The organism is Clostridium sp. CAG:221 (assembly GCA_000435835.1).
In the GTDB taxonomy this organism is placed as follows: domain Bacteria; phylum Bacillota; class Clostridia; order Clostridiales; family Clostridiaceae; genus Clostridium.
Genome location: FR883348.1, coordinates 1 through 13,791 on the forward strand (window position 1 = coordinate 1; position 13,791 = coordinate 13,791).

Annotated in this window: 14 protein-coding genes; 13 read left to right on the forward strand and 1 reads right to left on the reverse strand. The window is 27.9% G+C overall.

The window, feature by feature from the left end; genetic code table 11:
* The first annotated feature begins 93 nt into the window (after window positions 1–93).
* From tpx to Q5O44_RS00120, 5 genes are all read left to right on the forward strand, one after another.
* Window positions 94–579, forward strand: coding sequence for a thiol peroxidase (tpx, locus tag Q5O44_RS00100; protein WP_022166343.1), 486 nt, complete (start codon window positions 94–96; stop codon window positions 577–579).
* Window positions 580–591: 12 nt separating this feature from the next.
* On the forward strand, window positions 592–840 hold the full coding sequence (locus tag Q5O44_RS00105) for a hypothetical protein (protein WP_022166344.1): 249 nt from the start codon (window positions 592–594) through the stop codon (window positions 838–840).
* A gap of 95 nt (window positions 841–935) precedes the next feature.
* Complete coding sequence (gene nagZ / locus Q5O44_RS00110; RefSeq protein WP_022166345.1) at window positions 936–2,120, forward strand: beta-N-acetylhexosaminidase; 1,185 nt, start codon at window positions 936–938, stop codon at window positions 2,118–2,120.
* A gap of 4 nt (window positions 2,121–2,124) precedes the next feature.
* The gene (locus tag Q5O44_RS00115; RefSeq protein ID WP_022166346.1) at window positions 2,125–2,778 is read left to right on the forward strand and encodes an HAD family phosphatase; all 654 of its coding nucleotides are present in this window, start codon (window positions 2,125–2,127) and stop codon (window positions 2,776–2,778) included.
* Window positions 2,779–3,067: 289 nt separating this feature from the next.
* Complete coding sequence (locus tag Q5O44_RS00120) at window positions 3,068–3,415, forward strand: ATP-binding cassette domain-containing protein (RefSeq protein ID WP_302636976.1); 348 nt, start codon at window positions 3,068–3,070, stop codon at window positions 3,413–3,415.
* Here Q5O44_RS00120 and Q5O44_RS00125 read toward each other — a convergent pair.
* Window positions 3,389–3,565, reverse strand: a complete 177-nt coding sequence (locus Q5O44_RS00125) for a hypothetical protein (RefSeq protein WP_022166348.1) — start codon at window positions 3,563–3,565, stop codon at window positions 3,389–3,391. The two genes, Q5O44_RS00120 and Q5O44_RS00125, sit on opposite strands and share 27 nt — an antisense overlap.
* A gap of 223 nt (window positions 3,566–3,788) precedes the next feature.
* Here Q5O44_RS00125 and Q5O44_RS00130 point away from each other — a divergent pair, with 223 nt between their 5' ends.
* The 8 genes from Q5O44_RS00130 (at window position 3,789) to Q5O44_RS00165 (ending at window position 13,744) form a co-directional block, all read left to right on the forward strand.
* Complete coding sequence (locus Q5O44_RS00130; RefSeq protein WP_022166349.1) at window positions 3,789–5,114, forward strand: methyl-accepting chemotaxis protein; 1,326 nt, start codon at window positions 3,789–3,791, stop codon at window positions 5,112–5,114.
* 238 nt (window positions 5,115–5,352) lie between these two features.
* The gene (locus Q5O44_RS00135; protein ID WP_022166350.1) at window positions 5,353–6,261 is read left to right on the forward strand and encodes an ROK family protein; all 909 of its coding nucleotides are present in this window, start codon (window positions 5,353–5,355) and stop codon (window positions 6,259–6,261) included.
* 47 nt (window positions 6,262–6,308) lie between these two features.
* Complete coding sequence (locus tag Q5O44_RS00140) at window positions 6,309–7,040, forward strand: MurR/RpiR family transcriptional regulator (RefSeq protein WP_022166351.1); 732 nt, start codon at window positions 6,309–6,311, stop codon at window positions 7,038–7,040.
* A gap of 208 nt (window positions 7,041–7,248) precedes the next feature.
* A complete protein-coding gene (locus Q5O44_RS00145) occupies window positions 7,249–8,688 on the forward strand; it encodes a glycoside hydrolase family 1 protein (protein WP_022166352.1) in 1,440 nt (479 codons plus the stop codon).
* Window positions 8,689–8,729: 41 nt separating this feature from the next.
* Window positions 8,730–9,032, forward strand: a complete 303-nt coding sequence (locus tag Q5O44_RS00150; RefSeq protein ID WP_022166353.1) for a PTS sugar transporter subunit IIB — start codon at window positions 8,730–8,732, stop codon at window positions 9,030–9,032.
* Between the two features lie 44 nt (window positions 9,033–9,076).
* Window positions 9,077–10,447 (forward strand): PTS sugar transporter subunit IIC, encoded by a 1,371-nt coding sequence (locus Q5O44_RS00155; RefSeq protein WP_022166354.1) that lies wholly within the window; start codon window positions 9,077–9,079, stop codon window positions 10,445–10,447.
* Between the two features lie 24 nt (window positions 10,448–10,471).
* Window positions 10,472–10,783 (forward strand): PTS lactose/cellobiose transporter subunit IIA, encoded by a 312-nt coding sequence (locus Q5O44_RS00160; RefSeq protein ID WP_022166355.1) that lies wholly within the window; start codon window positions 10,472–10,474, stop codon window positions 10,781–10,783.
* Between the two features lie 159 nt (window positions 10,784–10,942).
* Entirely contained in the window at window positions 10,943–13,744 is a 2,802-nt protein-coding gene (locus Q5O44_RS00165) for a family 16 glycosylhydrolase (RefSeq protein WP_022166356.1), read from the forward strand.
* The last annotated feature ends 47 nt before the right edge of the window (window positions 13,745–13,791 follow it).

The window sequence follows — 13,791 nt, forward strand, 5'->3', positions numbered from 1 at the left end:
ATACAAGTATCTTAGTTATATTTTTTTAGAATAATAAAAATAAAAGTTAGGAAATATAAATATGAGTCAATAGAAAGGAGGTAGAAGAGCACAATGATGATTACTTTTAAGGGAACACCAGTTACTTTAGAAAATAAGCCTATTAGCGTTGGCGATGCTGCACCAGATTTTCACTTAATTGATAATGAATTAAATGAGATAACACTAAAAGATACAAGTGGAAAAAGAATATTTGTAGCTGTTCCATCAGTTGATACACCAGTTTGTGATAGAGAAGTAAGAAAGTTTAATGAAGAAGCAGCAAAAATTAGTGATGTTAGCATATATGTAGTATCAATGGATTTACCTTTTGCTCAAGCTAGATGGTGTGGAGGCGCAGGTATAGATAAGGTTACTGTTTTATCAGATTATAAGAATAGAGATTTTGGTAAGAATTATGGTGTTTATATTAAGGAACTTGGGCTTTTAACTAGAGCAATTATTATTGTAGATGAAAGCAATAAAGTTTCATATGTTCAGTACTGCAAGGAAGTTTCTAGTGAACCAGATTATGAAGCAGCTTTAAGTGCTGTAAAATAAGGAGTGGATTTTATGACTTTTAAAGAAAAAATTAATGAAATGAAAATTCATCATGAAGAACATAAAGAAGAAAGACATGAAAGACATGAAGAAAAGAAATTTGCTCATGAAATAAAACATCAAATTAAGGAAGAAGAAAGACTTAAAAAGCATGAAGAAAAAGTTCATGAAAAAGAAGCTAAAAAATTAGCAAAAGATATTGAACATGATATAAAAAAAGAAGAAAAGTTTGCAAAAAAAGAAAATAAGATATTTGATTAATAATACCTAATAAAAGAAAGCTATGTCATATTGATATGGCTTTCTTTTATTAAGTAGAATATAATATTATAAAATATATTAATAGGTAAATTATTATGGAAAGGTTAATTTTTATGTTAAAGAAAAGGTTTTTACTTTTATTTCTTGTATTTTTATTAACAGGGTGTGGTTATAAAAAGGACAATGAAATAAATAATAGTATTACCAATGATGAAAAGGAAAATATAAATGGTACAGATGAAATTATGAGAGAAGAAAAAGAGCCAATAGATGATAAAATTAATAGTATGACTTTAGATGAAAAAATAGGTCAGATGATTATAACTGGCTTTAATGGAAGTGAATATAATGACGATATGGACAGGCTAATTAATGAATATAAGGTTGGAGGAGTAATACTATTTGCTAGAAATATAGAAGATTCAAATCAAATGATTGACTTAACAAGAGCATTGCAGGAAAACAATAATAATCTTCCTTTATTTATTTCTATTGATGAAGAGGGAGGACGAGTAAGTAGATTACCAGATGATGTAGAAAAGTTTCCATCAGCTTTTACTATAGGTCTAATAAATGATCAGCAAACAGCTTATGAAAATGGAAAAGAAATAGGGTATACATTGAAAAGACTTGGTATAAATTTAGATTATGCACCTGTACTTGATATATATAGTAATGAAAATAATACTGTCATAGGTGACAGAGCTTTTAGTAAAGAAGAAAGTATTGTATCAACAATGGGCATAGCTACAATGGAGGGAATTGAGGATGCAGATATAATTCCAGTGGTAAAGCACTTCCCAGGTCATGGAGACACAGAAGTAGATTCACATTATGGATTGCCGATAGTATATAAAACATTAGAAGAGTTACGAAATTTTGAATTTATTCCTTTTGTAAAGGCTATTGAAAGTGGATGTGATGTTATTATGGTAAGTCATATTATATTAAATGAAGTAGATAGTAGTAATCCAGCATCATTATCCAAAATAGTGATAAGTGATTTATTAAGAAAAGATTTGGAATTTGATAAAGTAGTAATTACTGATGATATGTCCATGGGAGCCATAACATCTATTATGTCCATTGAAGAAGCTTGCATAAAGAGTATTGAAGCAGGTTGTGATATATTACTTTTAGGAAATGCATATGAAGAAATAGAGCAAGTTATAAATAGTATTAAGTTAAAGCTTTACAATGGTGAGATAAGTGAAGAACAAATAAATAAAAGCGTGAAGAGAATTTTAGAATTAAAGAAAAAATATAATATGATGGAGTGATTTGATGGGAAAAAAAGCAGTAATATTTGATATGGATGGGGTAATTTTTGATACGGAAAAAGTGTATTTAGATATTTGGATAGAAGTTTTTGAAAAGTATGGCTATAAAATGACTAAAGAATTATATGTTAATGTAATGGGAACAGGAAGAAAAAATGTAATAAAAACATTTTTAGAGAATTTCGGAGATGATCTTCCCATTGAAAAGATGTATGAGGAAAAGGATAATCAATTATTTTATATAATAGAAAATCAGGGGATTCCCTTAAAGGAAGGTGTAAAAGAACTATTTTCAATGCTTAAAGAAAAAAACTATAAAATAGCTTTGGCTACATCTGCCAAAAGGGAGAGAGTAGAAAAGCAAATTAAAGATAAATGGCTTAAAGAAAGCTTTGATGCAATAGTATGCGGTGATGACGTGGAAAAAGGAAAACCAAGTCCAGATATATTTTTAAAAGCAGCAAAGAAAATTGATGTTGAACCAGAAAATTGCTTTGTTGTGGAAGATTCACCAGCAGGAATAAAGGCAGCTTTTTCTGGAGGAATGAAAGGAATTCATGTGGAGGATTTAAAGGCAGCTGATGAGGATATATTAAAATATTGTGAAAAAAACTTTAAAAATTTGCAAGAAATAAAAGAATATTTAAGTTGTGAGTAAATTGACAATAATAGTAAATGGGGAATATAATTATATATAAATAGATTGAAAAGATGAAAGGAGAAGAAATGAGAATAATATTAGCTTAGATTTTAAGAAATTTTTTAAACAATTTATAAGGTAAGGCTTATTTGTTGTGCAAAAAAATAGGTAAAGCTAATATTACTCATAAATACTTTTCTTTGTATAGATAAAAGAAGATAATGCTGTATATGGGTAATTCTATATATGGCATTTTTATATTTAAGCAGTAAAAAGTTATACTTATAATTTTTTAAGCAATGAGTTTATGACAGTAATAATGAAATGTAAAGATATAAGCAAAGCTTATGATAATAAAGTGCTTTTTAATAAATCATCTTTTTATATAAAGCAAGGAGAAAAAGTTGGAGTATATGGTTCAAATGGATGTGGAAAAACAACTTTAATTAAGGCAATACTAGCCCAAGAAGAATTTGAAGGTGAAATCAATATTAGTTCCTCAAGAAAAATAGGCTATATTAGTCAAGATGTCATATTTTTAATACAAAGAAGTTATCGCTACCAATGGAGCAAGCTTAAAGAAGTAAGCAATAAAATAGAGGTAAAGTTTAAAAGCTTTACCTCTATTTTATTTCATAATATTAGTTATGGATGAATTTACATTTTCTAATGTTCTCATAATATCTTCAACTTTGCTTTTATCAGCATTTTCAGCTAAAGCATGAGCTTCAGTTATACAGGCTTCCACAGAAGTTATTTTAGTTTTAGCTTCATTTAAGTAAGTTTTAAAATCTTTTGTATCCATAAGTACTCCTTTAAATCATTTCATTATTTATTTATATAAAGTTATTATTAAATATTATCTAATTTTTATGCAAAAAAACTTAGATAACGATGAAATTAGATAATGATGAAGTTAGATAATTAATTGGAAAAAGGAACTGAATGATCCGGAAGATGGAAGTCAAGATGAAGAAGAAACAGAATTTTTAAATAATGTATATGTAGCTTATGAAGGATATTACCAAGTGAATTTAGATATTATAAATCAAATTAAAAATTCAGAAAAAGTAGATAATAATTTGGTAAATAGATCAGTAGAGTTAGAAAAAATAATGATGGATAATCTAAATGGATTAGAAGAATATTTAGTTTCATGGGCAGAATTAGATAAAAATGATAGTGATGATTTGTATTCTAGAGTTATAATAAGAAGTATTTTTATAGTAAGTACATGTATTATTGTATTTTTATTAATATCAGTGTATATTGTGAAGGTGTTTAGAAACCAAATGAAAGAAATTACATTGGTATTAAGTGAATTAGCAGAAGGAAATTTAGATATTGATTTAAAAATAGAAAATAATACTGAATTTGATGAAATGAAAGTATTTATTAATCAAACTGTTAATAAATTTAATCAAATTGTTAAAGGTGTTAAAGAAAAAAGTAGTGATTTAGATGAAAGAGCAGAAGTTTTAAGTATTATTTCTGAAGAGTTATCATCTTCAGTAGCAAGTGTTTTTGATGCTGTGAAAAATGTTACCAATGGCTCAGAAGAACAGGCAAGTGATATGATAGAAGTAACAGAGAGTTTAAATAAATTTTCCAATACAGTTGAAGAGTTTGTAGTAAATTTACATTATTTAAATAATAATTCTAAAGAAATATCTAATACAGCTAATACTAGTAGTGATAAGATGGACCAGTTATTAAGTGGTTTTAAATATATAGAAATTTCAATAAGGGATTTTATAAATAAAATAGGAAAATTAAGTATAACTATAAATGAAGTAAGTAATATAACAAATTTAATTAATTCTATTGCAGAACAAACTAATCTTTTAGCTTTAAATGCAGCTATTGAATCAGCAAGGGTTGGTGAAGCAGGAAAAGGTTTTGCTGTTGTAGCAGAAGAAATAAGAGTTCTTGCAGAGCAAAGTAAGGAATCTGCAAACAGTATAACAACATTAATTAGTGATGTTTCAAATGATACTAATATAATTGTAAATGAGAGTAATACCATAAGTGAAAAACTGAAAGATTCATCAAAAGTTATAGATGATTCCTTGAAATCTTTTACTGAGATTATAAAAGCTATTGAAGAAATTGTTCCAAAAATAAATGAATTAAATATAGCTGCAGATAGTATTAATAAAGAAACTGCTACTATTGGAAGCAAAATAGAGAACTCTGCTGCTATAGCTCAAGAAATTTCTGCATCTACAGAAGAAATAGAAAGTTCGTTAGATGAAATTAATACAGGAAGTCATAAAGTGGCAAGTACTTCAAATAATCTTAGTGAATTAACTAACATATTACAAAAAGAGGTTGAAGTATTCAAAACTAAATAAAATAGAAAGTAAATAAGGAAGATATACAGAAATAATTTTTCAAATAAAAAATAACTTATAGTGAAATATATTTTATTTCACTATAAGTTATTTTTATTGAACAAAAGTTAAGATAAACATAAGGTGAATTGTAAAAAAGTAGTATTTAATTATATTTTTTTATAAAAAAAGCATTTTATTTAACATAAATATGTGATATTGTATAAATTATGAAATATAGTTAAAAGGGGAGAGGTAAATGTATAATTTGGGAATTGATATTGGAGGAACTTTTATTAAATATGCCTTAGTAGATGAGGCATATAAAATTATGGATAAATGGAAAGTTGAAACTATTAAGCTTGAGACAAAAGATGAATTGTATGATTATATATGTAATAATATTAGAAATATTGATGATATAGAGATAATAGGTATAAGTGCACCAGGGGTTATAGATGAAGAAGCTAATGTTAAATCGTATGCAGCACCTAATTTAAGAATTATGTATGGAACTAATATAGTTGATGAAATACAAAATAGAACAAATAAAAAAGTTGCAGCAATAAATGATGCTAAAGCTGCAGGGTTATGTGAATTTGAAATAGGAAATGCAAAAGATAGTAAATCATCAGCATTCTTAATCTTAGGTACAGGAACAGGTGGATGTATTTGTAATGAAAATGGAGTAATATATGGAAAAGATTCTTTTGCAGGTGAATTTCATAAGCTTCCATTTATAAATTTTAGTAATGGAAAGATGGATAATATGGGTGATTATGCATCAATGACTGCTTTAATAAATATATATAATGACAAAGTTGATGAAAACGTTAAGATAAAATATGGACATGAAGTATGTAATAAATATTTTGAAGGAGATAATACAGCAAAAGAAGCTGTAGATCAGTGGATAGATAATATACTTGTACAGTTAATAACTATTACAGTTTTCTATAATCCAGAAGTTATTTGTATAGGAGGAGGAATATCTGAAGAAGAATGGTTTATTAATAGAATTAAAGATAGATATAGAGAAGAATGTATTAGACATACTGAATGTGATGTTATTACAACTAAAATAGATAGATGTAAGTATAATAATGATGCCAATATACTTGGTGCAATAATAAATGCAAGTAAAAAAAGGACAGTTATATATAATTAAATAGAAAAGTAAAATCAAAAGATTAGAAATTAACTTGAGGTGAAGATATGTTTAGATATGAAGTGATACAAAGTTTAAATAACTTAGAATTATCCTTATATGAATATATAATGAAAAACAGTAAAAAAGTAATATACATGAGAATACGAGAGCTTGCAGAGGAAGCACATGTCTCTACAACTACAATATTAAGATTTTGCAAAAAATTAAATTGCGAAGGATTTTCTGAATTTAAAGTTAAATTTAAAATGTATATTGAAGAAAATAATATTAAAAAGGTAAATGATGACACATCAGAAATAATAAATTTTCTGAAAAATATAGAAGGCAGTGATTTAGATAATAGATTAGATAAATTATGTAATATGGTTAAAATGGCAAATAGTATTATATTTTTAGGTATAGGATCATCGGGAATACTGTGCAAATATGCATCTAGATATTTTTCGTCTATTGGAAAGTTTACCTTTCATATTGATGATCCATTTTTCCCTAAGAATTTTAAATGTTATGGTGAAAGCCTTATAATAGCTTTATCAGTATCAGGAGAAACACCAACTACTATAGAAAATATTACTAGATTTAAAAAAGAAAACTGTACAATTGCCAGTATAACAAATACAGAAAACTGTACTATAGCTAAAATATCAGATTTAAATTTACCTTATTATGTACAACAAGTTAAAGTTAATTATAGTGATATTACAACGCAAATTCCTGTATTGTATATGATAGAGAGAATTGGTAAAAAGCTATATAATGAATATGGAATAGAATAAAAAAGGCACATATAGACTCATTTTTTGAGTTTATATGTGCCTTTTTATTTATATATAATATTTAGTGTTTTTTTAAAAAACATCTTGTTTTATTTTTGTATCTATTTTTAAAAGATGGAACATGTTTTTTTTGCTTTAGAAAATGATTACAAACCAAAAAATGTATTATATACTAAATTCATGAAATAAAACGAGGAGAGATGATTTAATGATTTATGAAAAGTTAGAAAAATTTAGTGATGGATTCCTGTGGGGATCTGCCTCTGCAGCTTATCAAGTAGAAGGTGCATGGAACCAAGATGGAAAAGGAGAAAGTGTCTGGGATGTATATACTAAGTTACCTGGAAAGACATATAAGGGCACTAATGGTGATGTAGCTGTTGATCACTATAATAGATACAAAGAAGATGTAGCTTTAATGGCTGAGATGGGATTAAAAGCATATAGATTTTCAATAGCATGGACTAGAATATATCCTACAGGTCGTGGAGAAGTAAATGAAGCTGGATTAAAGTTCTATGAAGATTTAATAGATGAGCTTATAAAAAATAATATTAAACCAATCATAACACTATATCATTGGGATTTACCACAACACCTACAAGACTTATATGGTGGTTGGGAATCAAGAGAAATAATAAATGATTTTAATAATTACTGTATAACTTTATTTAAGAGATTTGGTGATAAAGTTAAATATTGGGTAAGCTTAAATGAACAAAATGTATTTATAAATTTAGGATATATGACAGCATTACATCCACCAGGAGTTAAAGATTTAAAGAGAATGTTACAAGCTAATCATATTGCAAACTTAGCAAATGCAAAAGTTATTGAATCTTTTAGAGCTTATGTACCAAATGGAATGATTGGTCCAAGCTTTGCATTCTCACCAATATATGCAAATACATGTAATCCAGATGATGTTATAGCAGCAGAAAATGCAGAAGAATTAAATAATAACTGGTGGCTTGATGTTTATTGTAAAGGTATATATCCAGCATTTGCAATGAAGTATTATGAAAATTTAGGAGTAGCACCAGTAATTGAAGATGGTGATTTAGAATTATTAGAAAGAGCAAAACCTGATTTCATAGGAATAAATTACTATCAAACAACAACAATTGAAAAGAATGGATTAGATGGTGTAGGTGCCGCAGAAGGAATGAATAATACTGGTAAAAAAGGAACAGCTAAAGACAGCGGTATACCAGGAGTATTTAAAAATATTAAAAATCAATATTTAGAATATACAAATTGGGATTGGGCAATAGATCCAGAAGGATTAAGAATAGGATTAAGAAGATTAACTAGTAGATATGGTTTACCTATATTAATTACTGAAAATGGTTTAGGTGAATTTGATAAGTTAGAAGAAAATGAAGTTGTAAATGATGATTATAGAATAAAATATTTAAGCAGTCATATTAGAGCTTGTAAAGAAGCTATCACAGATGGTGTTGAATTATTAGGATATTGTACATGGTCATTTACAGACTTATTAAGCTGGTTAAATGGATACCAAAAACGTTATGGTTTTGTATATATAGATAGAGATGAAAATGAAATTAAAGAATTAAAGAGAATTAAAAAGAACAGTTTCTATTGGTATAAGAGTGTAATAGAGACTAATGGAGAAGAATTATAAAAATATTATAATAAATAAAAAAATTTATGAGGTGATTAATTATGAAAAAAATATTATTAGTATGTTCAGCAGGAATGTCAACAAGTTTATTAGTTAATAAAATGAAGAGCGCAGCTCAAGATATGAATGTGGAAGTAGAAATTGAAGCATTACCAGTATCAGAATGTTCAACAAAAATTAATGAAGTTGATATAGTTCTTTTAGGACCACAAGTACGTTTCCAAAAACCAGTAGTAGAAAAATTAGCAGGTGGTAGAATTCCTGTAGAAGTAATTGATATGAGATTATATGGAATAATGGATGGAAAATCAATATTAACAAATACTTTAGAAAAAATTAAATAGTTAAATATATGAATAAAAAATAATAAAAGAAAGAGGTTTGAATTATGAGTTTTATGGAAAAATTTCAAGCTCAAATTGAAAGAATTCTAGTACCATTAGCAAGTAAGTTGAATTCACAAAGACATATTTGTTCAGTAAGAGATGCTTTTATTTTAACTTTTCCATTAACAATGGCTGGTTCATTAATGGTATTAATTAATTCAGTATTTTTATCGCCAGATGGATTTGTTTGTAAGATGTTAAGATTACAAAAAATATTCCCAAATATTGCAGAATACCAAGCTATATTTAGTCCAGTATTAAAAGGATCAACAGATATTCTTGCAATATTAGTAACATTCTTGATTGCAAGAAACTTAGCTAAACAGCTTAAATCAGATGATTTATTATCAGGGTTAACAGCAGTATCAGTTTATTTCATAATATATCCTGATTACGTAAATGTAGAAGGCGCAAATCATTTAGCAACTCAATTCTTTGGGCCACAAGGTCTATTTGTAGCAATAATAGTGGGATTATTAGTAGCTGAACTTATGGCAGCTCTATCAAAATCTACTAAGCTAGAAATCAAAATGCCAGAACAAGTACCACCAGCAGTAGCTAGAACATTTAAGTTATTAATACCTATAATAATAACAACACTTTCATTTACTCTTGCAAACTTCTTTATTAAGAAAGTTGCACCAGGTGGATTAAACGAAATAATTTACAATGTAATTCAACAACCATTAACTAAATTATCACAAAATGTAGGATCAGTTTTAATATTAACATTAATATCTCAAGTACTTTGGGTTATGGGTATTCATGGACCAAATACTATTGCAGCTGTACGTGATACTATGTTTTCAGAAGTAACTAATGCTAACCTTTCATATGCAGCAGCAAATGGAAGTGCATGGGGAGCACCTTATCCAGTAACATTTAATGCTTTATATGATGGATTTGGAGCATACGGTGGATCAGGAGCAACATTAGGGTTAATAATTGCTATATTCTTATTTAGTAAAGCAAAAGAGCAGAAGAGTATTGCAAAACTTTCTTTTGCACCAGGTTTATTTAATATAAATGAAATGGTTATCTTTGGATTACCAATAGTATTAAATCCAATATACATGGTACCATTTATCATAACACCACTAGTAGGTGAAATTTTTGGTTATTTATTAATAGCGGTATTTAAGATCATACCACCAATTGCATTCCAAGTACCTTGGACAACACCAGGACCATTAGCCCCATTCTTAGGTACAGGTGGAAATATATTAGCATTAATAATGGGATTTGTTTCTCTTGCTATTAGTGTATTAATTTATGCACCATTTGTAATGGCTGCAAGTAAAGCTGAAGTAAAAGCTGAAGAAGACAGAAGATTAAATGAGTTAAATAATAGTAAAGATACTGTAACTGTTTAAAAAGTAAAGTAGGAGTTGTAAGTTATGGAAGGATTAGAATTAATAGCATTTGAAATTATTAGTAATGTTGGTATGGCTAAATCATTAGCTATTGAGGCATTAAGAGCAGTAAGAAGTGATAACTATGCAGAAGGTGAAGAGAGATTAGCTGAAGCAGCTAAATATCTTACAGAAGGACATCATGCACATACTTCATTAATACAAAAGGAAGCAGCAGGAGAAAAGACAGAATTTTCATTAATGCTTATGCATGCAGAAGATCAAATGATGAGTGCAGAAGTAATTAAATCTCTAGCTGAAGAAATGATAGAAATGTATAAAGTGTTAAAAGGCTAAAAACTTTTAATCTAAAACTCTATAAAATAAATTGATAAATAATATTATTTATCAATTTATTTCACCCTTAATGTAAACATTTTCTATTAAATGTGATTGGGTATCTTATGATCCAATGTAATAAAAATTAAAGAATAATAACTATAATAGGAGAATAAAATGAAGAAAAAGTTTTGTAATGTGTTAGTTGGCACTTTAGTAACAAGTATGATGAGTAATATGGTTACTATTAGTAATGCATATGCAGATGATAATATTGACTTTATGAAAGAAACTAGTGAAGATTGGAAATTGGTGTGGGAAGATAATTTTGATGGTGATTCATTAAACATGGAAAATTGGAATTATGAAACACATGAACCAGGATGGGTAAACAATGAATTACAAGAATATACAGACTCTACAGATAATATTTATGTAAAAGATGGAGAGCTAGTTCTTAAAGCCATCAAAGATGAAACTGAAGATGGTGTTAAATATACTTCAGGGAAAGTAACAACTCAAAATAAACGAGATTATAAATATGGTCGTTTTGAAGCTAGATTAAAAGTTCCAGAAGGAAAAGGGTTATGGCCAGCCTTTTGGATGATGCCAACAGATGAGAATCTTTATGGTTCTTGGCCAAGATGTGGTGAAATAGATATTATGGAGGTATTAGGACATGAGCCAGAAAAAGCTTATGGAACAATACATTATGGTAATCCACATAGAGAGCAGCAAGGGACTTATATTTTAGATGGAACTACATTTGCTGATGATTATCATGTATTTTCAGTGGAGTGGGAACCAAGTGAAATGCGTTTCTATATAGATGGAAACTTATATCATACAGTGAATGATTGGTATACTAAGCAAGAAGGTGATGATGAGAAAACATATCCAGCACCTTTTGATCAACCATTTTATCTTCAATTTAATTTAGCAGTTGGTGGAAATTGGCCAGGTAATCCAGATGAAACTACTGATTTTGAAAATGCTGAACTTAAGGTTGATTATGTTAAGGTTTATCAATTAGATAACTATGATGAAAATGTTACTAAGCCAGAAAAAGAGCCAGTTGACTTAAGAGATCCTGATGCTACTGGAAACTATATTAATAATGGAGATTTTTCTGTAAATGAAGATTTAACTGATAATGAAGGTTGGATTAAACTTACAACTCTTGGTGGAAGAGGAGAAAGCATAATTGAAAATAATAAAATTATTCTTACTACTGAAGAAGTAGGAAGTGAAAACCATTCATTACAATTAGTTCAACCTCAATTACCTTTAAAGCAATATGGTGAATATAGACTTACTTTTGATGCAAGAGCAGATGAAGATAGAACAATGATAGTAAATGTTACTTCACCAGATAGAGGATATGTGAGACAATTTGAAGATACAGTAGTTAATCTTACAAATGAATTACAAAGCTATTCTTATGATTTTATTATGAAAGACATTGATGAGGCTAATGGTAGAGTAGAATTTAACTATGGTAATCAAGGATCATTAGCTAATATTGAAATAAGTAATGTTAGATTAGAAAAAATAGGTCAACATGAAGCAGAAGATAACAATAAAAAAACAGTTCTTCCGGATGGAAACTATGTATATAATGGTACATTTGATGTAGGACAAGACCGTATGAAATATTGGGATATAGAATCTACAATAGATAATGTTTCTATTGGTGTACCAAATATCAATAATTCAAGAGAGCTAAAAGTAGATGTTAAAGAAAATCCAGCATCATTAAGTGATGTAATAGTTAAGCAAACAGACCTTGCTATAGCAAAAAATAAAGAATATACTCTTTCATTTGATGCTTATGGTGAAGAAGATAAAACTATTAAGGCACAAATTAATGATGAAAGCTTTGAAGCAAATATTACTACAGAAAAGAATAACTTCAAATATAAATTTAAAACAGGAGAAGTTTTAAATAATTCAAATTTAGAATTATTATTAGGTGCTTCTGGAGTAACTTATATTGATAATGTTAGAATTGAGGAAACAGGTTTAATCACAAATGGAGATTTCGGCAATGGATTTGCTAAGTGGGAGTTATTTGCAGATAGCAGTGTATCATCTAAAGTATCATCTTCAATAGATAACTCTACAGGTGATCCTTCAGCAAGAATAGATATTCAAGATACTGGTGATGCTGATTGGAAAATACAACTTAAGCAAAGTAATGTAAAATTAGAAAAAGGAAAGAAGTATATATTATCTCTTGATGCAAAAAGTTCAATTGATAGATCAATTATGTTTACTATTCAAAGAGATGGAAGCAGTGATAACGACTGGAGACCATATTCTCCTAATGAAATAGTTGAGTTAAAAGGTGAATACAATAAATATCAAGTAATTTTTGAAATGACAGAAGAAAGTGATAAAAATTCAATTTTCAGTATAGCTATGGGAGCTGTTAATGGAACACAAATTACTGATGAACATTCAATAAATATAGATAATGTAAAATTAGAAGAATATATTCCACTAGTTACTGAAAATTTATTTAATACTATTAAAAATGCAAAAGTAATAGTATATAGTGATGAATTTGATGAAATAGTTGAAGAAGATAGAGAAAAGCTAATTGCTGCATTAAATGAAGCAGAAGAAGTGTATGAGAATGCAGTTTCAGAAAATCCAACAGTAACACAAGAAATAATTGACAATGCAGAGCAAAATTTAAAAAATATTATGGATAATTTAAGAAAAGAAGAACAAAAAGAACCTGGTCAAGATGACAATAATCAAGATGAAAACAATAAGCCAGGAAATAATAAACCTGGAGATAACAAACCAGGAAATAACAAACCTGGAGCAGGTAATAAAAATGAAAGTATTAATAAGAATAATAAACCTTTAGTTAATACTGGAAGTGAAGCTTATATAATAATATTAGTTTCAGCTCTAGTAATGGTTGCAGTTGGAGTTAAAATTATAAAAAGGAAAAAGAGCATAAATTAATTTAAAACCTATAGTTGAATTTATTTTCAACTATAGGTTTATTTTTA